The sequence below is a fragment of the Arthrobacter sp. Dra40 genome, from assembly GCF_059091905.1.
Genome location: NZ_JBNHHB010000010.1, coordinates 92,221 through 117,006, shown reverse-complemented (window position 1 = coordinate 117,006; position 24,786 = coordinate 92,221). Strand labels below are relative to the sequence as shown.

Genomic DNA, 24,786 nt, shown 5'->3' with positions numbered 1-24,786 from the left:
CCGCCGCGCACCTGCGCGCCCAGGACGGCGAGACCCGGTCCAGGGGCCAGTTGCGGGCGGATGTGTTTACGGACCTGCTCGTGCACGCGGGGATGGACACTGGCCCGGCGGCCGGGATCCACGCCGAACCGGCGGTCACCGTCCCGGTCCTGTCTCTGCTGGGGCTGGGCGAGGAACCGGCGACGCTGGACGGGTTCGGTCCGATCCCGGCGGACGCTGCCCGGCAGTTGTGTGCGGATGCGACGTCGTTTTACCGGATCCTGACGCATCCGGAGACCGGGGCCAGGCTCTCCTACGGCAGGACCCGGTACCGGCCGCCGGCGGATCTGGCCCGGACGGTGCGGAAACGGGACGAGGTGTGTCCGTTTGCCGGCTGCCGCAAACACGGCACGGCCTGCCAGATCGACCACACCCAGGCGTTCCGCGCCGACGGCGCCAAGGGTGAAACGGATGCCGGGAACCTGGGCCCGCCGTGCGAGACCCACCACGGGCTGAAAACCCGTGCCGGCTGGAAGATGACACAGCCCTCACCCGGGGTGTTCGAAGTGACCACCCCGGCCGGCCGGACCTACACCGACCGGCCCGGCGAAGACGTCGACGCGCCCGGCCAACCGGCCTACCCGCCCGCCGTCGCCGCCGCCCTCCCGGAAGAGCACAGACAACGAATCGAACCGCTCACTGTGGAGCCGCGGAGTGGTACTGGCGCCACCGGTGGACAGCCCGACGACGACGATTGGCTGCCGGCCTGGCACCCCGCCCGTAAAAACCGTGCAACGGGCGGCCAGCCGGAAGAATCGCCGCCCTAACGGAACCAACAGCAGGACCCGCCACCCTTTTGAGGTCAAACGCCCTGATGGTTCCGGCAGTCGCGGTGAGGCCCAGCTGGGTCGTTGCCATGAATCCGCATGTGTGCGGCGAATGCGCAACACCCAGCCGAAATAGCGGCAGTGCCCCTCAAGGCACCACTGCATAGAGGGGTAGCAGAGAAGTCAGGCTAGTTGGCCAGACCTTCTTATTGTTGTGACGGCAAGCATGCCAACACGCCGCCGGTGCGTCCTACATTGAAGTTCGCAATCCGTTCAGAGGAGTCGCCGTGGTCCTGCGGGTTCGTCCACGGGGTGTTTCCGCCGAGCGAACTCAGCGCAGTAACAAGTTCCTCCTGGTCACCTTCTTCAAAAATAAGAGTTCCGTCTGCGGCCGCCCCATACAGGGTCGCTCCCGCCAAGCAGTCAGCCTGCAGCTCATAGGCCTGAGATCGGAGGCTGGGGTCGAGCCGGTTCGCAATTGCATGGCTCCATTCGTGAGCGATGACCAAGTAAGGCCAAGCGTCTCCGAACACGAATCCGCGCTCCATGAGCGAAGCGTCCCATGCCACGTAATCCTCTGGAACGCAGTAGAAGGCGTTTTCCGGCGGAAGCGGCTTTCCCCCGCATATGGGTGCGTTGCTGGGGTCTCTGCCATCGTATAGTCCCACGACCGTAGGCGGCGTGTAGGTCCCGGTAAACAATTCACTCCAATGCGTGCGCCAGAACTGATCCGTGATCGCCTGGGCTGCTTGAATATCGGCCAGCTCGTCCGATGTGATGGCGTTCGTGTCGTTCCCGGCCTGGCCCGCAGCAGAAGTATCATTTCCTGATACTTCCCCGGGCGGGGTTTGCCCGTATCGCGAATAATCGCCGAGTGACTGCTCACCGGGCCCGCCCTCGGCGCCGCCCTGGTTGACGGGCGGAGAGCCGGCATCGCCGAAACCTCCGCAACCTAAGGCCAGGGCCAATGCCAGCACCAGACGTGCAAGCACGCCCCATCTGTTTTTGGTTTCACCAGTCATGACTTTCCTTGACTTTGCAACTGATTTTTCTGATCGCTATGGAATTCCGACCGGGGTATCAGTTACGGGTGAAGGGCGCAAGGGGCTGGAGGAGGACAACCGATTCAGCGAGGTTGATGAAACCCTTCACCGAGCCGAGAGGGGGTAAGGGCCCCGTGACGGGGCCCTTAACGACGGGGCCCTGACAGGGAGGTGGTCGTCTTCAACGACGGGTCAGAGGCGATGGGAGAGGGGGCACGTTTGTCGACTCGACCCGATATCTGCACCTTGCCGACTCGTCCGCCTACCAGGGGTTAGAGCGGGAACTTGCCCGTTGAACGGTCCCACACGTTCGTGGCAGCAACGGTCAGCAGGGCCGAGCCGAGCATGTGCAGCAGCACGAGGCCGATGGGCAGGCCGGTGAAATGCTGCAGGTAGCCAATGCCGCCCTGGAAAACAATCACCGCGGCCAGCCACCACAGGCCGGTGCGCAGCTGCCGAGAGGTTGCGTGGCGGTAAGCGAGTACCAGCGACAGGACGGTAACGGCGACCAGAAGGTAGACCGGCACCACGTGGATCCGTGTCACCAGATCAGCGTTGAAGTCATGGCGGGGGGCGCTGGCGTCACCGGCGTGGGGTCCGGTGCCCGTCACGATGGTGCCCAACACGATGGAGGCCGCAGAGGCAGCGGCGATGGTCCATCCCAGCGTTCGTTGGATGCTCGGCACCGGAGCGACGGCTACTGCAGTGCCACCCCGCAAATACATTCCCGTCCGGTTGACCAGCAGTGTTGCAACCGCCACTAGCGAGGCCGAGGCCAGGAAGTGCAGGCTGACCACCCAGGGGTTCAAGCCGGTCCAGACGGTGATGCCGCCGATCAGGGCCTGCACAGGGATGACGCAGAGCAGCCCGACGGCGAGGCCGAACAGGGTGCGGTGCGACCGGCGCATGCGCCACAGGGAGACCAGCATGGCGACGGCGATGATGGCCAAGATGAAGGTCAGAGTGCGGTTGCCGAATTCAATCAGGCCGTGGATGCCCATTTCCGGCGTCGGCGTCATGGAGCCGGGCACGCAGTTGGGCCACTGGGAACAGCCCAGACCAGATTTCGTCAGCCGCACGGCACCGCCGGTGATGATGATGCCGATCTGCGATACCAGCGATGCAATGGCCAAGCCGTGGACGGTGCGGTTGACGGAGGTCGGCAGCCGGTCCAGGAGGTCGTGGGACTTGGGGGTGGCGGTGGTCATTGACTTAGCTCCATTTGAACCAGCGGATGGCGGCAAGGCTGGCCACTACGGTCCAGACCAGCAGCACGATTGATGCGGTGAGATTGAACTGAGCGTCGATCAGGGCGCTGCGGAGCGCGTCACCCAGGGCGGTCGAAGGCAAAAGGTGGGCGGCGGGCTCGAAAACGTCGGGCCAACTGGACACCGGGAAGAGGATACCGCCGGCGGCGGCCAGCAGCACCCAGAGCAGATTGGTGATGGCCAGCGTGGCCTCCGGCCGGACGGTGCCGGCGATCAGCAGGCCCAGCGACGTGAAGGCCGCGGCACCCAGCACCAGCTGCGCAGCCGCCGGCAGCAGGCCGCCGAATGCGGGCTGCCAGCCGAGGAACAACAGCGCGGTACCGCCCACCACCACCACTTGGATGACCATGATGGCCAGCACCGCAATGATCTTTCCGAGGATCAGCCCGCTCTGCCCCAGCGGAGTGGTGGACAGGAACCGCAAGACTCCATAACGGCGGTCAAAGCCGGTGGCAATCCCTTGGCCGGTCAGCGCGGTGGACACCGTGCACAGCGCCAGCACGCCCGGGGCCGCCATGGCAATCCGGTCGTCCGTGTAGGTGTCAAGCAGCGGCGTGACAGTGAGCCCGATGAGCGCCAGCAGCGGCAGGATGATGGCAATCAACAGCTGTTCGCCGTTGCGCAGCATGCCCATCGTCTCGTAGCGGCCCTGAAGGGCGATCCGGCGAATCAGGGCGGCGGGTGCGCTCATCGCAGATCCTTCCCGGAGATATCGAGGAAGACATCCTCGAGCGAGCGAGGCGCCATATGGATGGACGCCGGCATGACATTGTGGGCCGCCCATTGCGCGGCCAACGCGGCCAGCACCGCAGGCGTTAGTTGCCCGGCCACTGTGTAGCGCCCGGGAACATTTTCGACGGCGGTGAACGGCTCGGGCAGGTCGAGGGACAGACCCGGGGGAGCGTCGAAAGTGAGCAAACGTTCGACGCCGGCGCTTTCGTCCGTGGCTGCGGTCAGTTCCGCGACGGTACCGTGCACGACTGTCCGGCCGGCGTCGATGATGAAGACGTAGTCAGCCAGCCGCTGGGCATCGTCCATGAGGTGCGTGGTGAGGATGATGCCCAGTCCTTCGGCGCGCAGTTCCTGGATCAGGTCGAACACGACTGCCCGGGACTGTGGATCCAGCCCGGCGCTCGGCTCGTCTAAGAAGAGGACTTCCGGATCGCCCACCAACGCGGCCGCCAGGGCTACTCGTTGCTTCTCGCCACCGGAAAGCCGGCGAATGGGTGTGTTGGCGAAGCCCTGAATGCCGAGCCGTTCCGCGAGCTCGTCCACACTGCGCGGATTCTGGTACATCCCGGCGACGTGCTGCAGCAGCGCCAGCGGCCGGATGGCCTGCGGGAGTCCGCCTTCTTGGAGCATGACTCCCACGCGGCTCCGGAGCTCTGCTCCCGCCTGGTATGGATTTTGGCCGAGGAGTCGGACGGTCCCGCCGTTGGGAGCCATCAGGCCCTGAGCGCAGGCTAAGGTGGTGGTTTTGCCGGCACCGTTGGGTCCGAGAAGTGCGGTAACCTGCCCGGGGTAGGCGCGTAGATGGACCCCGTCAATGACGCGGACCATCTTGTTATCCAGAGCTTCGACCGGCCCCAGATCTTTCACGAGTCCCTGGATGTCGAGGCAGGGTTCGGAGGTAGGCACCCGAACATTCTACGGGACGTAGAGGTAGCCATGCTAAGGACTGCCTTACTGGTGGGTCGGAACAGAATACGTCATGATTGTGTTGTGTATTCCATGACCAGTAGTGCTTCTTCGCGTGCCCAGGCGCCCGAGTCCGAGGAGCGGACCCGGGACCGGGTTTTGAATGCCGTTTTGGAACACGGACCCGTCAGCGCAGCTGGCCTCGGCAGGATCCTCGGATTCACGCCGGCGGCCGTTCGGCGGCACCTGGACGCCCTGTCCCGAAAGGGTTTGATCGAGGTCAAGCTCACCGCGAATTCCGCCACGGGCGCTGGACGTCCGGCCCGAAAGTACGTGCTCAGCAGGCAGGGTCAGACCCGGCTGGGCGATGACTACCTGGATATTGCCCGAACGGCTTTGGCAGCGCTGAGCCAGGCTGCCGGCAGCGAAGCGGTCGCAGAGTTTGCCCGGAACCGGTACCGGGACATGGAGGAACGCTACCGCCCGATCGTGGAGGCAGCGGGGCCGGAAATCGAAGAGCGGGCCAAGGCGCTGGCCGAAGCGCTGAGCGCCGACGGCTTTGTTGGATCCACCACGGTGGTTGGATCCAAGGCCCCGCACAGCACGATGCTGGCAGTCCAGCTATGCCAAGGGCACTGCCCGGTGCAACAGCTCGCGGCAGACTTCCCAGAATTCTGCGACAGCGAAACTGAAGTATTTTCCCGGCTGCTAGGGGTGGATGTCAGGCGACTATCCACACTGGCCGGCGGGGGACATGTTTGTACGACCCACATCCCGGTGGGTCGAACAAGGTCTGCGGTTCGACCCGTCGAACCGGCGACAGGAACCAGACGAGTATCCATCAATCTGCAAGAGAGGCCGTGATGACGGACCAAGTGGATCAGAGTATGAGGAACGCGGTCGGGACGACCGATGTACCCGACACCACCATTTCCGAAATCTTGGAAAAGAACCCCGAGCTTAATGGCATCGGAACCTACGAGTACGGCTGGTCCGACGCCGACACCGCCGGGGCCAATGCACGCCGCGGCCTGAGTGAAGAAGTCGTCCGCGACATCTCCGCCAAAAAGAGCGAGCCCCAGTGGATGCTGGATCTGCGCCTAAAGGGCCTGAAGTACTTTGACCGCAAGCCGATGCCCACCTGGGGCGCCGACCTGTCCGGCATCGACTTCGACAACATCAAGTACTTTGTCCGTTCGACGGAGAAGCAGGCCGGCAGCTGGGAAGAGCTGCCCGAAGACATCCGCAACACCTATGAGCGGCTCGGCATCCCGGAGGCAGAGCGCAACCGGCTGGTGGCTGGCGTCGCCGCCCAGTACGAGTCCGAGGTTGTCTACCACCAGATCCGCGAAGACCTCGAGGCCCAGGGCGTGATCTTCCTGGACACCGACACCGGCTTGAAGGAACACCCGGAGATCTTCCAGGAGTACTTCGGATCGGTGATCCCCGTGGGCGACAACAAGTTCGCTTCGCTGAACACCGCCGTCTGGTCCGGCGGCTCGTTCGTCTACGTGCCCAAGGGCGTCCACGTGGAGATTCCGCTGCAGGCCTACTTCCGGATTAACACGGAGAACATGGGCCAGTTCGAGCGGACCCTGATCATCGCGGACGAAGACTCCTACGTGCACTACATCGAAGGCTGCACGGCGCCGATCTACACCTCGGACTCGCTGCACTCCGCCGTCGTCGAAATCATTGTGAAGAAGGGCGCCCGCGTCCGCTACACGACCATCCAGAACTGGTCCAACAACGTGTACAACCTGGTGACCAAGCGCGCCATTGCGCACGAAGGCGCCACCATGGAGTGGATCGACGGCAACATTGGTTCCAAGGTGACCATGAAGTACCCGGCCGTCTACTTGGTCGGCGAGCATGCCAAGGGTGAGACCCTGTCCATCGCCTTCGCCGGCGAGGGCCAGCATCAGGACACCGGCTCCAAGATGGTCCACATTGCCCCGAACACCTCCAGTGCCATCGTGGCCAAGTCGGTGGCCCGCGGCGGCGGCCGCTCGGCCTACCGTGGACTGGTCCAGGTCCGCGAGGGCGCGAAGAACACCAAGAACTCCGTGGTGTGCGACGCACTGCTGGTGGACACGATCTCGCGCTCGGACACCTACCCCTACATCGACGTTCGTGAAGACGATGTCACCATGGGCCACGAGGCAACCGTGTCCCGCGTCAGCGAAGAGCAGCTGTTCTACCTGATGTCCCGCGGCCTGCCCGAGGACGAGGCCATGGCCGTGATCGTGCGTGGCTTCATCGAGCCGATCGCGCGGGAACTGCCGATGGAATACGCACTTGAGCTGAACCGCTTGATCGAACTGCAGATGGAAGGGTCCGTAGGTTAATGACTGAGATCACTGAGAAGGCACGTATCGGTGCTCCGGCCATCGACGGATTTACCGAAGAGGGCGAAAACCTCTCCCCGGTCAACGCTGCGGCAGGTCCGCTGGCCGGCGCCAGCGCCAAGAGCCACAGCCACGGCGGCGGTGTCGGCATTCCGGATAGCTCCCGAGCCGGCCGACTGACCTCGTACAAAGCGGACGACTTCGGTCCGCTGACCGGCCGCGAGGAAGACTGGCGGTTCACCCCGCTCAAGCGGCTGCGCGGCCTGCAGAGCGACGCCCTGGTCGGCACCGCTCCGGCGGTCACCGTCACCGGTCCCGAAGGCACCGACCTTCCGGCCGGCGTCGTCGTTGAAACCGTCGGCCGGGACGATGCGCGCATCGGCGTTGCCGGCATTCCCGAGGACCGCGTTTCCGCCGCCGCATGGGAGGCCTTCAAGGAGGCCACTGTGGTGACCATTCCGGCCGAGGCCCAGCTGGAGACCGGCGTCGCCGTCGTGATTGAGGGCACCAGCACCGAACTGTCCGCCCAGCACCTGGTCATCGTGGCCGAAAAGTTCTCCAAGGCCGTCGTCGTGCTGGACCACAAGGGCAGCGCTACCGTTTCCCAGAACGTGGAGATCGACGTGCAGGACGGCGCGGACCTCACCGTTGTCTCGGTGCAGGAATGGGCCGATGACGCCGTACATGCCTCCTCGCAGCAGACCCGCGTGGGCCGCGACGCGAAGTTCAAGCACGTGACCGTCAGCCTCGGCGGCGACCTGGTCCGCGTGACGCCGTCCACCCGCTTCACCGGCACCGGCGGCGACGTGGAGATGTTCGGCCTCTACTTCGCCGACGCCGGACAGCACCTTGAGCACCGGCTGTTCGTGGATCACGCAGTCGCCAACTGCAAGTCCCGCGTGCTGTACAAGGGAGCCCTGCAGGGTAAGAACGCGCACACCGTCTGGGTGGGCGACGTGCTGATCCGCAAGGAAGCCGAAGGCACCGACAGCTACGAGGCCAACCGTAACCTGGTGCTGACCGACGGCGCGCGCGCCGATTCGGTGCCGAACCTCGAGATCGAAACCGGGCTGATCGAAGGTGCAGGCCACGCCAGCACCACCGGCCGCTTCGACGACGAGCACCTGTTCTACCTGATGGCACGCGGCATCCCCGAGGACGTCGCCCGCCGCCTGGTGGTGCGCGGCTTCCTCCACGAGATCATCCAGCAGATCCGGGTTCCCGCCCTGGAAGAGCGCCTCAACGCATCGCTGGAACGCGAACTCGAGGCAGGCAACCTCTGATGAGCGAGGCTCCGCGCGGCGAACTGGTGTGCAATGCCTCGGACGTACAGGTCAATCAGGCAGTGCGCATCCTGATCGATGACTATCCGGTAGCCATCGTCAGGGACTCCGAAGGCGAGCTGCATGCCATCGGGGACACCTGTTCGCACGCGGACGTCTCACTCTCCGAAGGCGACGTCGAAGGCAGCACGATCGAATGCTGGGGCCACGGTTCCCAGTTTGATCTGCGCACCGGCGAGCCGCTGAGCCTGCCGGCGTTCGAACCCGTCCCGGTGTTCGCGCTGACGCTCGACGGCGACAGCGTCTACGTGGACGTCACGAACGTCCTCAACGGGGCGCCTGCTCCGGACCTTAACTAAAAACTTCAACACGCGAACTTACGCCCGCCCTCACCGGGCGCAAAGGAGAAAGCAGACAGATGTCTACTCTTGAAATCAAGGACCTGCACGTCAGCATTAACACCGAGCAGGGCAGCAAGGAGATCCTCAAGGGCGTCTCCCTGACGATCAACACCGGCGAAATCCACGCCATCATGGGCCCGAACGGTTCCGGCAAGTCCACCTTGGCTTCCACCATCGCCGGGCACCCGCGCTACAACGTGGACTCCGGTTCCATCACGCTGGACGGCGAAGACGTGCTGGCCATGAAGGTGGACGAGCGTGCCCGCGCCGGCCTGTTCCTGGCCATGCAGTACCCGGTCGAGGTGCCCGGCGTGACCATGACCAACTTCCTGCGCACCGCCAAGACCGCGCTCGACGGCGAGGCCCCGAGCCTGCGTCACTGGACCAAGGACGTCAAGGCAGCGATGAGCCAGTTGCGCATCGACGCCGACTTCGCCCAGCGCAACGTCAACGAAGGCTTCTCCGGCGGCGAGAAGAAGCGCGTGGAGATCCTGCAGCTTGAACTGTTCAAGCCGAAGTTCGCCATCATGGACGAGACCGACTCCGGTCTGGACGTTGATGCACTGAAGGTGGTCTCCGAAGGCCACAACCGGGTGCACGCCGAAGGCGCCATGGGCACCCTGCTCATCACCCACTACACGCGGATCCTGCGCTACATCAAGCCCAACTTCGTGCACGTCTTCGTCGACGGCCACATCGCCGAAGAGGGCGGCCCCGAACTGGCCGACCGGCTCGAAGAAGAGGGCTACGACCGCTACCTGACCGCAGCAAAGGCCTAATGATGACTGAAGTCAATGCCCCGCAGACGTCCCTGGAGGACGTCGAAGAAGCGCTCAAGGACGTCATCGACCCTGAGCTGGGCGTCAACATCGTGGACCTCGGCCTGCTGTACGGGCTGAAGTACGCCGACGACGGTGCCCTGCTGATCGACATGACGCTGACCACCGCCGCCTGCCCGCTCACCGACGTCCTCGAGGAGCAGACCGGCAAGGCGCTGGACGGCGTTGTCGACGAGTGGCGCCTCAACTGGGTCTGGATGCCGCCGTGGGGTCCGGAACGGATCACCGACGACGGCCGTGACCAGATGCGCGCGCTCGGCTTCAACATCTGATCCACTGCCTGCATTAACGACGGTGTGAATTGACGACGGCGGACCGGTCACCTTCGGGTGGCCGGTCCGCCTCTGTCTGATCCTCTGTCTGGTCCCCGGGCGGCAGCGTTAGGATCGGCGTATGGGAGTTACCACCGTGCGGAAGGCGCGGGAGCGCGGGCGCTATGACGAGGTCCATGTTGCCGCGGCCTTCCATGGGCTGACGGCCCTGCTGGCCGTGGTCGGCATCGCCCTCGGAATCACCGCCGTGCCGGCAGCGCCCGGCTATGCCGCCGCCGCCGCACATTCGTGGTGGAACTATGCCAGCGCGCCCGGTGTCCAGTCGGCATTGCTGGTCTTCGTGGTGAGCCTCACACTGCTGATGGATTCGGCCATGGCCGGGGGACGGCTCTGGCGAGCGGCCCGGACGGCCACGCTGGCGGCCATGCTGCTGGTTTTCCTGGCCCAGTTCACCCCGTTCCGCGGACTGCCCGACACCGCCGAAATGACCGTGGCCGGGGTGATGGCGGACCGGCTCCTGCTGTACGCGCTGCCGGTGGTGGTGGTGACCGGCTGGCTGATCTTTGGTCCCCGTCCCCGTATCAGCACCGGTGCAGCCACCCTCGGTCTGGTCTTCCCGGGCTTCTGGCTGCTCTGGACGGGCCTGAGGGGAGCCGTCACGGGCTGGCTGCCCTACACCGCCGGCACGGTGCCGCCAGCGGGGCAGTTGCTGATGATGGGCATCGGACTGGTCCTGCTGTGGCTGGGAGCCACCATGGTTTTCCTGTTGCTGGACTCCACGATGGGACGGGAGCCCGACGGTTATCTTCCGGGCTTTGGACCGCCCGACCCTGCCGCAGGCAAGGGCGCGGACGGCGTGCCGTTCAGCGAAGGCGCCCGCGAGACCGATCCGGTGGATCCGCGAGACCTCTAGTCCGTTCGAACGGGGTCCGGGGCGTGACCGCGTCAGGCCGGCCTATCGAGGTCGGGCGCGGAGAAGGTGTCGCAGCGGCCGGCATCCCCGGTCTGGTAGCCCTGCAGGAACCAGCGCTGGCGTTGCTCGCTGGAACCGTGCGTCCAGGTGTGCGGGTTGACCTGCCCGGTGGCGGACTGCTGGATGCGGTCGTCGCCCACCGCGGCGGCGGCGGAAAGAGCGTCCCTCAGGTCCCGCTCCGTCAGCGGCTGCATGAAGGGCTCGCCGGTCCGCTCGTCGATTTGCTCGGTCGCGTTCGCTGCCCAGACACCGGCATAGCAATCGGCCTGGAGTTCCACCCGGACGGCACCGGATTCCGGTCCCTGCGGATCTTGCTGGGAGTAGTCGATGGCCCCGGTCAGATTCTGGATGTGGTGTCCGAATTCGTGCGCCACCACATACTCCTCGGCCAACGGTCCGCCGCTGGCGCCAAACCGGCTGGTCAGCTCGGCGAAGAATGAGGTGTCGAAATAGGCGGTCTGGTCTCTCGGGCAGTAGAACGGGCCCACGGCGCTGCTCGCACTCCCGCAGCCGGTGCTGACACCGCCGTCGAAAAGGACCGTTTGAGGGACGGGGTACTGCATGTTGTAGCGGGGCAGGTAGCCGGCCCAGAAGTCGTTGAGGCTGTTGACGGTTCCCACGATGCGGCAATCGGTGCGTTCGTTGGCGTCGGCGCCGGTGAGGCATTCCTGCTGCAGGCCGGGGCCGCCAATCTGCTGCTGTTCCTGGCCGCTTCCGCCCAGCCCGAATCCCTCCAGCACGTCCGCCGGCACGCCCAGCAGGCTCGCAATGAGCACCAGCAGCCCTCCGCCGCCGATGGCGATTTTGCCGCCTAAGCCCCCTCGGCGGTCCTGTACCTGGGACGTATCCAGCCGGGAACCGCGGGAGAAACTCATGAGCCAACAATAACGGTCCCGGCAGCGGCGGCTGGCGGGCTGGTGGGTGCGGGTCGTCGATGCCGGTAGACTGGAAAGGTTGATTTCCGCCCCGTCCTTTGGTGGACGGCGCCTGGGCATCTCGTCCCGCCACCCTTTTGAAAGGCCTCCACTGTGATTACAGTCAACGATCTTGAGCTGCGTGCAGGAGCCCGTCTGCTCATGGAGGCGGTGTCCTTCCGAGTGGACAAGGGCGACAAAGTGGGGCTGGTGGGCCGTAACGGCGCCGGCAAGACCACGCTGACCCGGGTGTTGGCCGGCGAGGGCCTGCCTGCCGCCGGGACCGTGGTGCGCAACGGGGAGATCGGCTATTTGCCGCAGGATCCACGGACCCCTGACATGGAACAGTTGGCCCGCGACCGGATCCTCTCGGTCCGCGGACTGGACGTGGTGACCCGCAAACTGCGTGAGGCGCAGACGGACATGGCCAGCAGCGACGCCGAGGTGCAGGCCAAGGCGATGCGCCGCTACGACCGGCTGGAGGCCGAGTTCATCTCCGGCGGTGGCTATGCGGCCGAGGCCGAAGCAGCTGCCATTTCCTCCAACCTGGCCCTGCCGGAGCGGATCTTGAACCAGCCGCTCAGAACGCTCTCCGGTGGCCAGCGCCGCCGCGTGGAGCTGGCACGGATCCTTTACTCCGGCGCGGAAACCATGCTCCTCGACGAGCCGACCAACCACCTCGACGCCGACTCGATCACCTGGCTGCGCGAGTTCCTCAAGAACCATCAGGGCGGACTGATCGTGATCAGCCACGACACCGGCCTGCTGGAAGCGACCGTCAACAAGGTTTTCCACCTGGACGCCAACCGCACCACCATCGACATCTACAACATGAACTGGAAGCGCTACCTGATGCAGCGCGAGACCGACGAACGCGCACGCAAGCGCGAGCGGGCCAACGCGGAAAAGAAGGCCCAGGTCCTGATGGACCAGGCGAACAAGATGCGGGCCAAGGCCACCAAGGCTGTGGCGGCGCAGAACATGGCCAAACGCGCCGAACGGCTGCTCAGCGGCCTGGACGAGGTTCGGGCACAGGACAAGGTGGCGGCGCTGCGCTTCCCCGACCCCGCGCCGTGCGGCAAGACTCCGCTCACTGCCGAAGGCCTGAGCAAGTCCTACGGCTCGCTGGAGATCTTTACCGACGTCGATCTGGCCATCGACCGGGGCTCCCGCGTGGTGATCCTGGGCCTGAACGGCGCGGGCAAAACCACCTTGCTGCGCATGCTGGCCGGCGTGGACACCCCTGACACCGGCGATGTGCTGCCCGGCCACGGACTGAAGATCGGCTACTACGCCCAGGAACACGACACCTTGGATGTGGAGCGGACCGTCCTGGAAAACATGCGCACGGCGGCCCCGGACCTGCAGGATGCCGAAGTGCGGAACATCCTGGGTTCCTTCCTGTTCTCCGGCGACGACGTCAACAAGCCGGCAGGGGTGCTGTCCGGCGGCGAAAAGACCCGGCTGGCCCTCGCCACGATCGTGGCGTCATCGGCGAACGTGCTGCTGCTGGACGAGCCCACCAACAACCTGGACCCGGCCAGCCGCGCGGAAATTCTCGGTGCCCTGCGCAACTACAGCGGCGCCGTCGTCATGGTCAGCCACGACGAGGGCGCGGTCGCGGCACTCAACCCGGAACGCGTTGTGCTGCTGCCGGACGGCGTCGAAGACCTCTGGAACGAGGACTACCTGGACCTGGTCACCCTGGCCTGATTTCTGGGCACATTCCGTCTGAAGCGGAATTGCTAAGGCGCGTATCGCCGACCGAGGAACGAGGGCAAGGAAGCTGCGAGGGACCCGGCCTGAGCTTGCGAAGGCTGGGAAGCAGCGACCGCTAAGCGCCGTGCAATTTCGGTTGAAGGTGACGCTGCAGTCTAGTCGTCCTGGCTGAGCAGGGACCCGTCGGTGCGGAAGCCTTGCGCGTCCAGCAGCGCGTCTTCCTCTTCTTCGGCTGTGGGCCGCTTGCGGTGGCGCTTCGGGGCTGCGGCGGCACGCGGGGCCGGATTGGCCTGGTGGTAGCCGCTGAGCGCCTCTTCTTCCTCGGTCAACCGGCCATGGTGCGCGTGCTGCCGCGCGGCGTAGCCGTAGCCGACGAACAGCAGCACGCCGAAGGCATACCACTGCATGGAGTACGACAGGTGTGGGCCTTCATCAATGGCGGGCTTGGGGATCTGCACCGGTTGCTCGGCGGCAGCGGGAGACTCCGCCGCCATCAGGCCATAGCTACCGGTGTAGACGGGGTAGCCCAGTTCCTTCGCATAGGCGTCCAGCTGGATAGACGCGAGCTGGCCTTCGGGGGCACCACGGCTGACCGCCCCTTCGCCCGGCTTAACACGTGCGACGACGGTGACCTCGCCCTTGGGAGCGGCGGGGATGGTGTCCGGATGGCCGGCCTGGTTGTTGCCGATCGGCAACCAACCGCGGTTGATGATGACGGCCTGCCCGTCCTCGAGGCGGAGCGGGATGAGAACCTCGTAACCCGGCCGGCCGTTCAGGGGCCGGTTCCGCACAATCCGCTGGCCGGCGTCGTCGTACGTGCCGTTAAGGACCACGGGGGTCCATTCCACCGAATCATCGGCAGTGGCGAAAATCTTCGGAACCTTGGTGAACGGCACCGGATCGGCGTCGTAATGGGTTTCCACGGCAGCGATGGTGGCGCGCGCTTGGTCCCGGCGGTCCATCTGCCAGTTACCCAGCATCACGCAGACCGCGGCGAGCAGGGCAACAATCAGCAGCCAGCCCAGCCACTTGCCGCTGAGCAGGAATCGGTAGGACATTCAGGCACTGCTTTCCGATGTAGCGGACTCTTCCAAGGGAAGCGTTTCCTTCCAAAGGCTTCGCTGGACCAAATAGTCCTGCAGCCACTCGCGATGCCCGTCGCAGGCGAGCCAGATCTTGCGGCGCTCGGGCGCATGAATCTTCGGGTTGTTCCAGAGCAGCTGCCATTGGGCGTCCCCGCGGCAACCCTTCCGTGAGCAGATCGGTGTCTCGGCGGCCGCTGCACCGCCAAGCTGGCCCAAGAGGTTCATGCGGCAGTCTTCCGTCGGCGCCGCTTGACCACCGGGCTGAGGCTTCCCATGAAAGCCGGCTGGTCATAGTCGTCTTGCTCTGCGGGACTGGGCGGCGGCTGGCTGGCTGACAAGCCTTCGCCCGCCGATGCCTTCGTTTGGCCGGCGTCCGGGTCCGCATCTGCAGGGCTGGGCCGTTCTTGCGCGGTGGTTGTGGGGCCCTGGCCAGTGGCCGGGGGCTGCGAGGCGTCGTCGATGATCTCCCCGGTCAGGAAGTCGCCGTCCTCGGTTTCTCCGCCCTTGGCGCTGGCGGCGGGGGCCTCCAGCTCCGGCATCGGGGCCTGGTCCAGCAGAGCGGCGCTGTGCGTCAGGTGCGACTTATCGCTGCCGCCATTGGCAATAATCACGGCTATCCACGGCAGGAAGACGGCGCCAGCCACAAAGAACCAGCGGAACCAGCTATCGATGAAGAAGAAGAGCAGCAAACAGGCCAGCCGGATGCCCATGGCGAGCGAGTACTTGACCATGCGCCGGTGCATCTCATCGGTGTGGCTTTCGGGGACGTCCGTAATGCTCAGGACTTCCGGTTTCTCGTCAGGTTGCTTGCTCATCACACTCCATCAGGGCTGTATCAATTCTCCCACGACGGCCGGAATGTCTAAAGCCGACGCAACGAGTCCCCGGCCGCAGGATCTCCCGGGCTAGGATTCCTATGGAAACAGCAGCTTCATGGAGGTAAGTGTGAGCAACGAACAGCAGACCGGCCGCAGCGTGCTGGTCACCGGCGGTAACCGGGGCATTGGCTTGGCCATCGCCCGGGCCTTCGAGGCGAACGGCGACAAGGTAGCGATCACCTACCGCAGCGGCGACGTGCCCGAAGGACTCCTGGGTGTGAAGGCCGATGTCACGGACGCCGGGTCCGTGGATGCTGCGTTCACCGAGGTCGAGGCCGCTCACGGCCCGGTGGAGGTGCTGGTGGCCAATGCCGGCGTCACGCGCGACATGTTGCTGCTGCGGATGAGTGAAGAAGACTTCACGAGCGTGGTGGACACCAACCTGTCCGGCGCGTTCCGGGTGATCAAACGTGCCTCCAAGGGGATGATCCGGCTGCGCAAGGGCCGCGTAGTGCTGATCTCCTCGGTGGTGGGCCTCTATGGGTCGCCCGGCCAGATCAACTACGCCGCCTCCAAGGCCGGCCTGGTGGGCATCGCCCGTTCGCTGACCCGCGAGCTTGGATCCCGCAACATCACCGCGAACGTGGTTGCTCCGGGATTCGTCAACACGGAAATGACCGCCGTGCTGCCGGAAGACACGCAGAAGAGCTACCTGTCCTCCATCCCGGCGGGTCGCTTCGCCGAACCCGAGGAGGTGGCGAAGGTGGTCCGGTGGGTTGCCAGCGACGAAGCTGCCTACATCTCCGGCGCCGTGATTCCGGTGGACGGCGGACTGGGTATGGGTCACTAAAGAAGCCCAGCAGTCGGGCGGCCCGCCTTTTGTGGGCTTTCTACAACGGATAAGGCTTCGGGGGCTGGCAAGATGGAACCCGAAGCCTTATCCGGTTAAGCGTTTCCTACAACCGCGCGACCGGAACACCACAGAACCTTAACGAGAACCTTAGGAGCAGCCATGGGTGCACTGGATGGCAAAGCAGCAATCGTCACGGGGTCGTCCCGCGGAATCGGCGCCGAGGTGGCCAAGCTGCTCGCCGCCGAGGGTGCAGCGGTAGTGGTCAATTACCGCCAGAAGGCACCGCGGGCCAACAAGGTTGTGGCGCAGATCGAGGAAGCGGGCGGCCGCGCCGTCGCCGTCGCTGCAGACCTCACCGCGGAGGAGGGCTCGCAGGCACTCGTGGACGCGGCCCGGCAGAACTTCGGCGGCCTGGACGTGCTGGTGCTTAACGCCTCCGGCGGCATGGAGACGAGCATGGGCGAAGATTACGCTCTGCGCCTGAACCGTGATGCGCAGGTGAACATGCTCAAGGCGGCGGCCGAGGTGATGCCGGCGGGCTCCCGGGTGGTCTTCGTGACCAGCCATCAGGCGCACTTCATCCGTACCGTGCCGACCATGCCGGAATACGAACCGGTGGCGTTGAGCAAGCGCGCCGGCGAGGACGCGCTGCGCGACCTGCTGCCGGAGCTGGAAGCCAAGGGCATCTCGCTGGTCGTGGTCTCCGGCGACATGATCGAAGGCACCGTGACCGCGACCTTGCTGGACCGCGCGCGCCCGGGCGCCCTCGAAGCCCGCCGCGCCGAGGCCGGGAAGCTCTACTCCGTGGAAGAGTTCGGCGCAGAAGTGGCGAAGATGGTCACCGCCGATGTTCCCTCCGGTCACACCGAATACGTGGGCGGGGCCGAGTCCTTCCAGCAGTCGCAGGGCTAGGAGCTCGCGGGCATCTCCTGACAACGGTTGATGGAGCGGTGCCCTCCCGCGCTGTGCCCCGGACGCGGTGCTCCTCAACGGCATGACGCATCAGTTCCGGGCATGCCGGGCTGCATCCCCGATGCTGTCCGAAGCGGATGCTACGTTGGCCGCATCCTTGAACACTCAGGAGGTAGCGAAGATGGCAAAGACACATTCCCGCGGCGTCGGGATCGACTTTATGGAACCGAATTCCTGCGGACGTTGTGATGCCTGCGACGATTTGCCCGCGCCGGCTATCTGTGAGGACTGCTCCTACGACGAGAACGGCAACTTCATTCGGCTCGTGGAATGGCCCTGCCCGTCCGCGGCCGAATCCCTCGCGGCCTGAGGGGCCCCGGGCCCTTAGCCCCGGGCTTCTGGGGCGGGCGGGCAACCCGCGGACCAGGGCGGGCTAGCCGCGGACCAGGGCGGGCTAGCCGCGGACCAGGCTGCGCGCCGCCTCCGTGATGTGCTTCGCCGAGATGCCTGCCGCGTTCAACAGTTCCTCCGGTGCGCCGGAGGTGGGCAGTCCTTGCACGGCCAGACGGACCAGTTTGAGTTCCGGGACCTGGGCCTGCGTCAACGCATCGGCGACCGCTGAGCCGAGGCCGCCCTCGGGATAGTGGTCCTCGACCGTGATGATCCGCCCGCCGGTGGCGTGGCACGCGGCCAGCAAGGTTTCCTGGTCGATCGGCTTGATCGAGTACAGGTCGATCACGCGGGCGGCAATGCCTTCACCGGCGAGTTGGGCAGCGGCGGCGAGGCATTCGTGCACGGTGACCCCCGCGCCGACAAGGGTGACAGCGTCGTCGCCGGTGGCTCCATGCACTTTGGAGCCGCCCAGGGGGAATTCCTCGCCCGCCTCGTAGAGCACGGGGTAATCGCCGCGGGTGGCACGCAGGTAGCAGATGCCAGGCGTGTCCGCCATGGTCTGGATCAGCCGTGCGGTGGAGGGCGCATCTGCCGGGTAGAGGACGGTCGAGGTGTGGATCGCGCGCATCGCGGCGAGGTCCTCGAGCGCCATCTGGGACGGCCCGTCTTGGCCGATCTCGACGCCGGCATGAGTGCCGACCAGGCGGATGTCCACCTCGGAAACGCCGGCCATCCGGATGAAGTCGTAGCCGCGGGCCACCAGAAAAGCCGCGAAGCTCGCGGCGAACGGCACATATCCACGCACCGAGAGCCCTGCCGCCGCGGCCACCATTTGCTGCTCGGAAATGAACATCTCGAAGAAACGGTCCGGGGCGGCCTTGCTGAATTCACCGGCCTTGGTGGAATTCCCCACTTCGCCGTCCAACATCACCACCTCGGGCCGCGCCGCGAGGGCAGAGACCGCTTCGCCGAACGCGGTCCTGGTGGCGACGGCGTCGCCCACGGTGTAGGTGGGAAGCTTGACGGCGGCCGACGGGTTGGCCTTGATGGCCGGTTCGCCTGCTTCCGGGCCATGCGTGCTGACCCGGATCTGGGTGGGTCCGCCCAGCGCCTTGATGGCGGGTTCGGCGATGTCGTCCGGCAGTGCCTTTCCGTGCCAGCCGTTCTTGTCCTCCACCTCGGGGACGCCCTTGCCCTTGATTGTCCGAGCCAGGATGACGCTGGGCTGGTCTTTGGTGGCGCGGGCCGTGGCGAGGGCGTCATTGATCGCTTCCAGGTCATGGCCGTCAATCGGCAGCGGCTGGGCCCCGAAGGCCTGGACCCGTTCGGCGTACCGGTCCAGGTTCCACCCGAGCTCGGTGGGCCCATTCTGGCCCAGCCGGTTCACGTCCACGATGGCGGTCAGGTTTCCCAACCGGTAGTAGGCGGCCTTGTCCAGGGCCTCCCACATGGACCCTTCGGCGAGCTCGCTGTCGCCGCACAGCACCCACGCCTGGTAGGGCAGCCGGTCCAGGAACTTCCCGGCCAGGGCGATGCCGACGGCGTCGGGCAGTCCTTGGCCCAGGGAACCGGTGGCCACGTCCACCCACGGCAGGACAGGAGTCGGATGTCCCTGCAGCCTGCCGCCGAACTGCCGGTAGGTATCCAGCAGCTCCGCTTCGTCGATCGCTCCGGCAGCCCGGAAGATGGCGTAGAGCAGCGGAGAGGCGTGTCCCTTGGAGAAGACCAGGTGGTCGTTCGCGGCCAGCTCGGGGCGCTGCCAGTCATAGCGGAGATGGTTCAACAACAGCACCGCCATCAGGTCGGCGGCCGACAGGGAGGAGGTGGCGTGGCCCGAGCCGGCCCTGCTGGTGACGCGGATTGAGTCGACCCGCAGCTGCGCGGCCAGCGCGCGACAACTCTCCGCCAGGCTTGGATCCCAGGTAGTGGTTGATGTGGAGTCGGTGGTCATCACTGACTCTCCTTCACTGAAGGTTCAGGGAATCCCGGGCCCCGTTGCACGCATCGGCAGCGCTGCCCGGGGGATGTTCAACCTGACCCTACTCCCGTCCGTGGTCCGGCGACAGGGCCACGATTGCATCCACGAGCAGCCAGCCAGTGGACGCCGGCAGGTTCGGCGTCAGACTCCGGCGAAGTAGCGCGCCACATCCAGGTAAGGGATGTTAATGGCGGCATCCGCGGCGTCGCGGACGGCGGGCTTGGCGTTGAAGGCAACCCCCAGCCCCGCGGCGGCCAGCATGTCCAGGTCGTTGGCGCCGTCGCCGATGGCAATGGTCTGGGCCAGGTGAATGTTTTCCGCCGCGGCCCATTCGCGCAGCGAGGCCTCCTTCGCCGCCCGGTCCACCACATCGCCGTCCACCGTGCCGGTCAGCATGTCGGCGTCGGTGCCCAGCAGGTTGGCCCGGTAGTACGTCAGGTTAAGTTCTTCGGCCAGCGGGTCCAGGATCTGGCTGAAGCCGCCGGAGACCACCGCCACCGCATGGCCGGCGGCTAGGAAGGCCTCCACCAGTTCCTTGGCGCCGTGCGTCAAGAGCAGTGAAGCGCGCACCCGCTCGATCACGCCGAGCGGAAGGTCCTTCAGCGTGGCCACGCGGGCGTGCAGGCTCTCGGCGAAGTCCAGTTCGCCGCGCATCGCCGCTTCGGTCACGGCGGCAACCTCGTCCCGTTTACCGGCGTGCTCCGCCAGCAGCTCGATCACTTCCTGCTGGATAAGCGTGGAGTCCACATCCATCAGCAGCAGCTTCCGGTCCGGCCCGGCCAGCGACGCGTCCATCACCGCCGTGCCCAGCTCGCCGGTGAGCACGGGGGCCACCGCCGCCCGCAGAGCCGTGACGCCGTCGGAGGCACCGCCGTCGTACTCCACAATCAATACGGTGACCTGGAAGCGGCCGTTGGCCGCATTCTCCAGTTCAACGATGTTTCCGCCGGCCCCGGTAACCGCGGCCTGCACGGCGGCAAGGTAGGCATCGGGCAGGTCCCGACCGTAGGAGACAACGCGGAGGAGCGAGGACATGGTGATTCCGTTCTGCGCAAAGCTGGAGGGGATGGCCGGATCCATCAGGGCAGGGTCCGGCGTCGCGTTTGGCGATTACTACACGTTTTAGCCTACTGTCTACTGATATGAGCGATGTACTTGAGTTTGCCGGGGTTACTGTTGTCCGCGGGCGGAAAACCCTGCTGGACGGCGTTGACTGGCAGGTCAAGGAGGGGGAGCGCTGGGTAGTGCTGGGCCCCAACGGGGCGGGCAAGACCACGCTGCTGCAGATCGCCGGCGCTCGCCTGCACCCCACGCGCGGGATTGCCGGCATCCTGGACGAGACCATGGGCAAGGTGGACGTGTTCGAGCTCCGGCCCCGGATCGGCCTGGCCTCCGCCGCGCTGGCCAACCAGATCCCGGAGCACGAGCGGGTGCTCAACGTGGTGGTCACCGCCTCCTACGGTGTGACCGGCCGCTGGCGCGAACAGTACGACAAGGTGGACGAGCGCCGGGCGTTCCGCCTGCTGGACGCGTGGGGGATGTCCACCTTCATGAACCGCACCTTCGCCACGCTCAGCGAAGGCGAACGCAAGCGCGTGCAGATCGCCCGCGCGCTGATGTCCGATCCGGAGCTGCTGCTGCTGGACGAGCCGGGCGCCGGCCTTGACCTGGCCGGCCGCGAGGACCTCGTGAAGCGGCTGAGCGAACTGGCCAAGGATGAGGACGCGCCGGCCCTGGTGCTGGTCACCCACCACCTGGAGGAAGTGCCGCCGGGCTTTACCCACGCCATGCTGCTGCGCGAGGGCGGCGTGGTGGCCCAAGGCCCCATCGCCGAGGTGCTGACCGAAGACAACCTGAGCACCGCGTTTGACATGCCGCTCAGCCTGAAGCACGACGACGGCCGCTACACTGCCGTAGCCAAGCGCGCCTAGGCGGTCCCTGCCCCCGTGGATGTACTCAACGCTGCCCTGATTGGGCTGGCCGGGCTGTGGGCCGGCACCATCAACAGCATCGTCGGATCCGGCACGCTGGTCACCTTCCCCGTCCTGGTGGCGCTGGGTTATGCGCCCGTGACGGCGACCATCTCCAACGCGATCGGCCTGATCGCGGGCAACGTGGGCGGGGTCTACGGCTACCGCCGTGAACTCGCCGGGCTGCGCCGCACGGTCGCCATCCTGCTTCCGGCGTCGCTGCTGGGCGGCATCACCGGCGCGTGGCTGCTGCTGCACCTGCCGGAGGAAGTGTTCGGCATCGCCGCGCCGTTCCTGATTGTGGTGGCGCTGTTCTTCGTGGTGTTCCAACCGAAGCTGCAGGCTTGGGTGCGGGAGCGCCAGGCGGCACAGGCCCGCACCCGCCCGCGGCCTTGGCTGTTGCTGGGACTGGTGTTTTTCGCCGGCGTCTATGGTGGCTACTTCGTGGCCGCGCAGGGCGTGCTGCTGGTCGGCATCCTCGGCGTCTTCCTGCACGGCACACTGCAGCAGGCCAACGCCATGAAGAACGTGCTGGTCCTCGGCGTGAACATCATTGCGGCGATCTCCTACATGCTGTTCGCCTTCGACCGGATCGAATGGCCGGTGGTGCTGGTGATCGCGATCAGTTCGCTGATCGGCGCGCTGATCGGATCCGCCGTGGGACGCCGGCTGAAGCCCGTGGTGCTGCGGGGCGTGATTGTGACGCTGGGGCTGGTGGCGCTGGTTGTGTTGGTCAGGAACCTCTTCGCATGAACCTGGTCAGGCTGGATACCGCCGACGACCCGCGGGTGGCCGACTACACCCAGTTGACCGACACCGCCCTGCGCCGCCGCCGCGAACCCGCGGAGGGGATGTACATTGCCGAAAGCTCCAAGGTGCTGCGCAGGGCCGTTGCGGCCGGCCACATCCCGCGGTCCTTCTTCCTGACCGACAAGTGGCTGGACGACCTGCGCGACGTGATCGAGTGGTTCCCGGAGGTGCCGGTATTCATCGGGACGCCGGAGGTCCTGGAAGCGATTACCGGTTTCCACCTGCACCGCGGCGCCATGGCCGCCATGCACCGGCCTGAGCCGCGGTCCGCGCGGGAGGTGCTGGCCGGCGCCCGCCGGGTGGCGGTATTGGAAGACATCGTGGACCACACCAATGTGGGCGCGATCTTCCGGTCCGCCGCCGCCATGGGCATGGACGCCGTGCTGCTGAGCCCGCAGTGCGCCGATCCGTTGTACCGGCGCAGCATCCGAGTCTCCATGGGCACCGTGTTCCAGATCCCCTGGGCCAGGCTCCAGGAATGGCCGGCTGGACTGGCCGTGTTGAGCAGCGAGGGATTCACGACGGCGGCGCTGGAGCTTGCCGACGACGCCATCACCTTGGACGAGCTGGAACGGCGCACCTTCGACAAGTTGGCCCTGGTGCTGGGCACCGAGGGCGCCGGCGTCCGGCCGCAGACGCTGGCACAAGTGGACCTGACCGTGATGATCCCGATGCGGGCCGGCGTCGATTCGCTCAATGTTGCCGCGGCCAGTGCCGTCGCATTTTGGGCCTGCCGGCCGGACTAGGCTCCAGGTCCTGCGGTGCTGAAGGTCCGTGTCGCTTCGACGCGGCCGGGCTGATGCGGTAGAGTTGTGTGCTGGCCCTATTGGGGCTGCCATCTTTCCATCCTTCTAGCCGCTGGCAAAATCCAGGGGCGTGTAGAAAAGGTTCAACTATGAAGTCTGATATCCATCCGGCATACGCCCCGGTTGTTTTCCGCGACCTGGCCTCCGGCGTTTCCTTCCTGACCAAGTCCACCGCTACGTCCAGCAAGACGGTGGAGTGGGAAGACGGCAACAGCTACCCGCTGATCGAGGTTGAAATCTCCTCGGAGTCCCACCCGTTCTACACCGGCAAGCAGCGCATCATGGACAGCGCCGGCCGCGTGGAGCGCTTCAACGCACGCTTCAAGGGCTTCGGCGGCAAGAAGTAACTCTTCGCCCCGCGCCTTTCAGCAGAGCCCGCACCGTTTGGTGCGGGCTCTGCTTGTTTAACGCGGCGGCGGACAGGGAGGGACGTTAGCGGTGTGAATGCCGGTTGAAGCCGGCTCTGACGCTACGCTGCTGCCATGACAGCACCCGGTAGCGGCGGCACGGTCCCGGTCCCCTTGAGCCGGCACCGGGGGAGCGGCTCCGGAGGGCGGGCTTTCGTCGCGCTGACCATGCTGGCCGTCTCCACGCTCCCGGCTGCCGGCTGCGCCGCAGGCCCGCAGCAGCTGCCGACTGGGATTAGCTGCACCACGCAGTACCGTCCGAACGTCGGCAGCAGCGCCGGAGAGGAGGCCGCGCAACTCATCCTGCCGCGGGTGGACGGGCCGGCAACCACCAGGCAGGAATTGTCGACGGGTACCTTTCGGCTGTCCGGAAGCTACCTCGGGGAGGCCCCGGACGGGAAGGCAGTCTCGCTGTCCATCAGTAACGCCGAGGGGACAATGATTGCCAGCCTGCTGTACCAGTTGGAGGACGGCTCGTCCTTGGCATCCCGCTTCAGCGGGGGTCATGGGTTCACCGGGCTGCACTACATCCGGGATGGCGACGCCGAACTGCAGCTGTACTGCACGGCGGGGGAGTAGGCCTCAGGTCCGCTGGCTGGTCCTGTCTCCCAGGGCCGTTTTCCGAACCGGATCGTCCCGCCGTCGCACGGCAGATGCCCAGACCCAGGTAACCCGCCGGTGCCCGGCATCCGTCCACGCGACCTCAACCGCCCGCGACGTCCAGCCGAATGCCTCACCCTGGACCAGTTCGGCCGCCCCCGGAAAGCGGATCCACGCCCATACCGGCACCCCTGGTACCACGCGGGTCACCTGGCAATGCTCAAGATCCAGCTCCTCCGGCGTCAGTGACACCGGCTCCGCCCGTCTGGCATAACGGGCAGCGATCTTCGCCAATGCGTCCCGGTCCATCTGTTAAATGGTAGAACGTGTGTTCGAAATAAGCGACGCGTGGAACGGATGTCCGGGTCTTTGTCCACGACCAATGAGTCCCCGGTGCTTGTATCGTGGCCTCATGGATGCCAAGTTGGTTACAGCTGCACTCATAGATTGCCGCCGTCAAAAATCACCGACCGATCAATAGCCGCTGCCAATCGTCGACCACATAGACGGGGCAGCCTTCCGGCCCTGGGGCGGGTCGCACCGCCGTCACCAGGTTCAGTCGGGCGATGCGACGCAGGCTTGCAGATGGGCCGCGTCCGCCATCATCTTCTTTGTGGAGCTTACTGATCTGCAAACACCCATTTGAGATC

General features: G+C 65.9%; 28 protein-coding genes. 17 read left to right on the top strand and 11 right to left on the bottom strand.

From position 1 onward, the window contains the following. Nucleotides 1-806: HNH endonuclease signature motif containing protein (locus tag AC5RWT_RS07720; protein ID WP_494079774.1), on the top strand; the 806-nt coding region annotated here is incomplete at its 5' end. 206 nt (nt 807-1,012) lie between these two features. Here the strand turns inward: AC5RWT_RS07720 and AC5RWT_RS07715 are convergent. The 4 genes from AC5RWT_RS07715 to AC5RWT_RS07700 form a co-directional block, all read right to left on the bottom strand. After that, the gene (locus tag AC5RWT_RS07715; RefSeq protein WP_494079773.1) at nt 1,013-1,828 is read right to left on the bottom strand and encodes a neutral zinc metallopeptidase; all 816 of its coding nucleotides are present in this window, start codon (nt 1,826-1,828) and stop codon (nt 1,013-1,015) included. A 293-nt stretch (nt 1,829-2,121) separates the two neighbouring features. Beyond that, entirely contained in the window at nt 2,122-3,057 is a 936-nt protein-coding gene (locus tag AC5RWT_RS07710) for a COX15/CtaA family protein (RefSeq protein WP_494079772.1), read from the bottom strand. Between the two features lie 4 nt (nt 3,058-3,061). Then, entirely contained in the window at nt 3,062-3,808 is a 747-nt protein-coding gene (locus AC5RWT_RS07705; protein WP_494043854.1) for an ABC transporter permease, read from the bottom strand. Next, entirely contained in the window at nt 3,805-4,677 is an 873-nt protein-coding gene (locus AC5RWT_RS07700) for an ABC transporter ATP-binding protein (RefSeq protein ID WP_494044190.1), read from the bottom strand. The genes AC5RWT_RS07705 and AC5RWT_RS07700 overlap by 4 nt, the downstream gene beginning before the upstream one ends. Before the next feature lie 171 nt (nt 4,678-4,848). On the opposite strand from AC5RWT_RS07700, the gene AC5RWT_RS07695 reads away from it, so the two are divergent. The 7 genes from AC5RWT_RS07695 to AC5RWT_RS07665 all read left to right on the top strand — a co-directional run bounded on the left by AC5RWT_RS07695 (nt 4,849) and on the right by AC5RWT_RS07665 (nt 10,811). Further along, a complete protein-coding gene (locus tag AC5RWT_RS07695; protein ID WP_494079771.1) occupies nt 4,849-5,619 on the top strand; it encodes a helix-turn-helix transcriptional regulator in 771 nt (256 codons plus the stop codon). Nucleotides 5,620-5,642: 23 nt separating this feature from the next. Then, a complete protein-coding gene (gene sufB, locus AC5RWT_RS07690; protein ID WP_494043852.1) occupies nt 5,643-7,103 on the top strand; it encodes a Fe-S cluster assembly protein SufB in 1,461 nt (486 codons plus the stop codon). Beyond that, entirely contained in the window at nt 7,103-8,386 is a 1,284-nt protein-coding gene (gene sufD / locus AC5RWT_RS07685; RefSeq protein ID WP_494079770.1) for a Fe-S cluster assembly protein SufD, read from the top strand. Before sufB ends, sufD begins: the two co-directional genes overlap by 1 nt. Beyond that, nucleotides 8,386-8,745, top strand: a complete 360-nt coding sequence (locus AC5RWT_RS07680) for a non-heme iron oxygenase ferredoxin subunit (RefSeq protein ID WP_494079769.1) — start codon at nt 8,386-8,388, stop codon at nt 8,743-8,745. Before sufD ends, AC5RWT_RS07680 begins: the two co-directional genes overlap by 1 nt. Before the next feature lie 59 nt (nt 8,746-8,804). Next, the gene (sufC, locus tag AC5RWT_RS07675) at nt 8,805-9,566 is read left to right on the top strand and encodes a Fe-S cluster assembly ATPase SufC (protein ID WP_494079768.1); all 762 of its coding nucleotides are present in this window, start codon (nt 8,805-8,807) and stop codon (nt 9,564-9,566) included. 2 nt (nt 9,567-9,568) lie between these two features. After that, nucleotides 9,569-9,898: a metal-sulfur cluster assembly factor gene (locus AC5RWT_RS07670; RefSeq protein WP_127512512.1), complete on the top strand. Its 330-nt coding sequence runs from the start codon at nt 9,569-9,571 to the stop codon at nt 9,896-9,898. Nucleotides 9,899-10,019: 121 nt separating this feature from the next. Then, nucleotides 10,020-10,811 carry a Pr6Pr family membrane protein gene (locus AC5RWT_RS07665; protein ID WP_494079767.1) on the top strand — a complete coding sequence of 264 codons (792 nt, stop codon included), beginning with the start codon at nt 10,020-10,022 and terminating at the stop codon, nt 10,809-10,811. Between the two features lie 32 nt (nt 10,812-10,843). Here the strand turns inward: AC5RWT_RS07665 and ypfJ are convergent, their stop codons facing one another. Then, nucleotides 10,844-11,746, bottom strand: coding sequence for a KPN_02809 family neutral zinc metallopeptidase (ypfJ, locus tag AC5RWT_RS07660; RefSeq protein ID WP_494079766.1), 903 nt, complete (start codon nt 11,744-11,746; stop codon nt 10,844-10,846). A gap of 153 nt (nt 11,747-11,899) precedes the next feature. Here ypfJ and abc-f point away from each other — a divergent pair, with 153 nt between their 5' ends. Continuing rightward, nucleotides 11,900-13,498 carry a ribosomal protection-like ABC-F family protein gene (gene abc-f / locus AC5RWT_RS07655; protein WP_494079765.1) on the top strand — a complete coding sequence of 533 codons (1,599 nt, stop codon included), beginning with the start codon at nt 11,900-11,902 and terminating at the stop codon, nt 13,496-13,498. A 161-nt stretch (nt 13,499-13,659) separates the two neighbouring features. Here the strand turns inward: abc-f and AC5RWT_RS07650 are convergent, their stop codons facing one another. The 3 genes from AC5RWT_RS07650 to AC5RWT_RS07640 are packed head-to-tail and all read right to left on the bottom strand — an operon-like array spanning nt 13,660 to nt 15,404. Next, nucleotides 13,660-14,562 carry an SURF1 family cytochrome oxidase biogenesis protein gene (locus AC5RWT_RS07650; protein WP_494043845.1) on the bottom strand — a complete coding sequence of 301 codons (903 nt, stop codon included), beginning with the start codon at nt 14,560-14,562 and terminating at the stop codon, nt 13,660-13,662. Further along, nucleotides 14,563-14,814 carry an acetone carboxylase gene (locus AC5RWT_RS07645; protein WP_494043844.1) on the bottom strand — a complete coding sequence of 84 codons (252 nt, stop codon included), beginning with the start codon at nt 14,812-14,814 and terminating at the stop codon, nt 14,563-14,565. Beyond that, a complete protein-coding gene (locus AC5RWT_RS07640; protein ID WP_494079764.1) occupies nt 14,811-15,404 on the bottom strand; it encodes a DUF3099 domain-containing protein in 594 nt (197 codons plus the stop codon). The genes AC5RWT_RS07645 and AC5RWT_RS07640 overlap by 4 nt, the downstream gene beginning before the upstream one ends. Before the next feature lie 118 nt (nt 15,405-15,522). On the opposite strand from AC5RWT_RS07640, the gene AC5RWT_RS07635 reads away from it, so the two are divergent. The 3 genes from AC5RWT_RS07635 to AC5RWT_RS07625 all read left to right on the top strand — a co-directional run bounded on the left by AC5RWT_RS07635 (nt 15,523) and on the right by AC5RWT_RS07625 (nt 17,542). After that, nucleotides 15,523-16,257: a beta-ketoacyl-ACP reductase gene (locus AC5RWT_RS07635; protein ID WP_494043842.1), complete on the top strand. Its 735-nt coding sequence runs from the start codon at nt 15,523-15,525 to the stop codon at nt 16,255-16,257. 162 nt (nt 16,258-16,419) lie between these two features. Continuing rightward, on the top strand, nt 16,420-17,172 hold the full coding sequence (locus AC5RWT_RS07630; RefSeq protein WP_494079763.1) for an SDR family oxidoreductase: 753 nt from the start codon (nt 16,420-16,422) through the stop codon (nt 17,170-17,172). A 181-nt stretch (nt 17,173-17,353) separates the two neighbouring features. Further along, a complete protein-coding gene (locus AC5RWT_RS07625; RefSeq protein WP_494079762.1) occupies nt 17,354-17,542 on the top strand; it encodes a hypothetical protein in 189 nt (62 codons plus the stop codon). Between the two features lie 84 nt (nt 17,543-17,626). Here AC5RWT_RS07625 and AC5RWT_RS07620 read toward each other — a convergent pair whose 3' ends face one another. Beyond that, a complete protein-coding gene (locus AC5RWT_RS07620; RefSeq protein WP_494079761.1) occupies nt 17,627-19,516 on the bottom strand; it encodes a transketolase in 1,890 nt (629 codons plus the stop codon). Between the two features lie 168 nt (nt 19,517-19,684). Continuing rightward, complete coding sequence (gene serB / locus AC5RWT_RS07615) at nt 19,685-20,578, bottom strand: phosphoserine phosphatase SerB (protein ID WP_494079780.1); 894 nt, start codon at nt 20,576-20,578, stop codon at nt 19,685-19,687. Between the two features lie 107 nt (nt 20,579-20,685). Here serB and AC5RWT_RS07610 point away from each other — a divergent pair, with 107 nt between their 5' ends. The 5 genes from AC5RWT_RS07610 (at nt 20,686) to AC5RWT_RS07590 (ending at nt 24,115) form a co-directional block, all read left to right on the top strand. Beyond that, entirely contained in the window at nt 20,686-21,474 is a 789-nt protein-coding gene (locus AC5RWT_RS07610; protein WP_494043839.1) for an ABC transporter ATP-binding protein, read from the top strand. A 15-nt stretch (nt 21,475-21,489) separates the two neighbouring features. After that, on the top strand, nt 21,490-22,266 hold the full coding sequence (locus tag AC5RWT_RS07605) for a sulfite exporter TauE/SafE family protein (protein ID WP_494043838.1): 777 nt from the start codon (nt 21,490-21,492) through the stop codon (nt 22,264-22,266). After that, nucleotides 22,263-23,069 carry a TrmH family RNA methyltransferase gene (locus AC5RWT_RS07600; protein WP_494079760.1) on the top strand — a complete coding sequence of 269 codons (807 nt, stop codon included), beginning with the start codon at nt 22,263-22,265 and terminating at the stop codon, nt 23,067-23,069. The genes AC5RWT_RS07605 and AC5RWT_RS07600 overlap by 4 nt, the downstream gene beginning before the upstream one ends. Nucleotides 23,070-23,218: 149 nt before the next feature. Next, nucleotides 23,219-23,476: a type B 50S ribosomal protein L31 gene (locus AC5RWT_RS07595; protein WP_127512525.1), complete on the top strand. Its 258-nt coding sequence runs from the start codon at nt 23,219-23,221 to the stop codon at nt 23,474-23,476. Nucleotides 23,477-23,611: 135 nt separating this feature from the next. Beyond that, nucleotides 23,612-24,115: a hypothetical protein gene (locus AC5RWT_RS07590; RefSeq protein ID WP_494079759.1), complete on the top strand. Its 504-nt coding sequence runs from the start codon at nt 23,612-23,614 to the stop codon at nt 24,113-24,115. A 3-nt stretch (nt 24,116-24,118) separates the two neighbouring features. Here AC5RWT_RS07590 and AC5RWT_RS07585 read toward each other — a convergent pair whose 3' ends face one another. After that, nucleotides 24,119-24,445 (bottom strand): hypothetical protein, encoded by a 327-nt coding sequence (locus AC5RWT_RS07585; protein WP_494043835.1) that lies wholly within the window; start codon nt 24,443-24,445, stop codon nt 24,119-24,121. Between the last annotated feature and the right edge of the window lie 341 nt (nt 24,446-24,786).

Excerpts from the sequence above, each read along its gene's own strand:
- AC5RWT_RS07695 (WP_494079771.1), top strand. The coding sequence starts at position 4,849 with ATGACCAGTAGTGCTTCTTCGCGTGCCCAGGCGCCCGAGTCCGAGGAG.
- sufD (WP_494079770.1), top strand. The coding sequence starts at position 7,103 with ATGACTGAGATCACTGAGAAGGCACGTATCGGTGCTCCGGCCATCGAC.
- AC5RWT_RS07635 (WP_494043842.1), top strand. The coding sequence starts at position 15,523 with ATGGAGGTAAGTGTGAGCAACGAACAGCAGACCGGCCGCAGCGTGCTG.
- serB (WP_494079780.1), bottom strand. The coding sequence starts at position 20,578 with ATGTCCTCGCTCCTCCGCGTTGTCTCCTACGGTCGGGACCTGCCCGAT.
- AC5RWT_RS07700 (WP_494044190.1), bottom strand. The coding sequence starts at position 4,677 with ATGGTCCGCGTCATTGACGGGGTCCATCTACGCGCCTACCCCGGGCAG.
- sufB (WP_494043852.1), top strand. The coding sequence starts at position 5,643 with ATGAGGAACGCGGTCGGGACGACCGATGTACCCGACACCACCATTTCC.
- AC5RWT_RS07610 (WP_494043839.1), top strand. The coding sequence starts at position 20,686 with ATGAGCGATGTACTTGAGTTTGCCGGGGTTACTGTTGTCCGCGGGCGG.
- AC5RWT_RS07710 (WP_494079772.1), bottom strand. The coding sequence starts at position 3,057 with ATGACCACCGCCACCCCCAAGTCCCACGACCTCCTGGACCGGCTGCCG.
- AC5RWT_RS07670 (WP_127512512.1), top strand. The coding sequence starts at position 9,569 with ATGACTGAAGTCAATGCCCCGCAGACGTCCCTGGAGGACGTCGAAGAA.
- AC5RWT_RS07600 (WP_494079760.1), top strand. The coding sequence starts at position 22,263 with ATGAACCTGGTCAGGCTGGATACCGCCGACGACCCGCGGGTGGCCGAC.
- AC5RWT_RS07590 (WP_494079759.1), top strand. The coding sequence starts at position 23,612 with ATGACAGCACCCGGTAGCGGCGGCACGGTCCCGGTCCCCTTGAGCCGG.
- AC5RWT_RS07630 (WP_494079763.1), top strand. The coding sequence starts at position 16,420 with ATGGGTGCACTGGATGGCAAAGCAGCAATCGTCACGGGGTCGTCCCGC.
- sufC (WP_494079768.1), top strand. The coding sequence starts at position 8,805 with ATGTCTACTCTTGAAATCAAGGACCTGCACGTCAGCATTAACACCGAG.
- AC5RWT_RS07705 (WP_494043854.1), bottom strand. The coding sequence starts at position 3,808 with ATGAGCGCACCCGCCGCCCTGATTCGCCGGATCGCCCTTCAGGGCCGC.
- AC5RWT_RS07595 (WP_127512525.1), top strand. The coding sequence starts at position 23,219 with ATGAAGTCTGATATCCATCCGGCATACGCCCCGGTTGTTTTCCGCGAC.
- AC5RWT_RS07650 (WP_494043845.1), bottom strand. The coding sequence starts at position 14,562 with ATGTCCTACCGATTCCTGCTCAGCGGCAAGTGGCTGGGCTGGCTGCTG.
- AC5RWT_RS07665 (WP_494079767.1), top strand. The coding sequence starts at position 10,020 with ATGGGAGTTACCACCGTGCGGAAGGCGCGGGAGCGCGGGCGCTATGAC.
- ypfJ (WP_494079766.1), bottom strand. The coding sequence starts at position 11,746 with ATGAGTTTCTCCCGCGGTTCCCGGCTGGATACGTCCCAGGTACAGGAC.
- AC5RWT_RS07645 (WP_494043844.1), bottom strand. The coding sequence starts at position 14,814 with ATGAACCTCTTGGGCCAGCTTGGCGGTGCAGCGGCCGCCGAGACACCG.
- AC5RWT_RS07585 (WP_494043835.1), bottom strand. The coding sequence starts at position 24,445 with ATGGACCGGGACGCATTGGCGAAGATCGCTGCCCGTTATGCCAGACGG.
- AC5RWT_RS07715 (WP_494079773.1), bottom strand. The coding sequence starts at position 1,828 with ATGACTGGTGAAACCAAAAACAGATGGGGCGTGCTTGCACGTCTGGTG.
- AC5RWT_RS07680 (WP_494079769.1), top strand. The coding sequence starts at position 8,386 with ATGAGCGAGGCTCCGCGCGGCGAACTGGTGTGCAATGCCTCGGACGTA.
- AC5RWT_RS07625 (WP_494079762.1), top strand. The coding sequence starts at position 17,354 with ATGGCAAAGACACATTCCCGCGGCGTCGGGATCGACTTTATGGAACCG.
- AC5RWT_RS07620 (WP_494079761.1), bottom strand. The coding sequence starts at position 19,516 with ATGACCACCGACTCCACATCAACCACTACCTGGGATCCAAGCCTGGCG.
- AC5RWT_RS07640 (WP_494079764.1), bottom strand. The coding sequence starts at position 15,404 with ATGAGCAAGCAACCTGACGAGAAACCGGAAGTCCTGAGCATTACGGAC.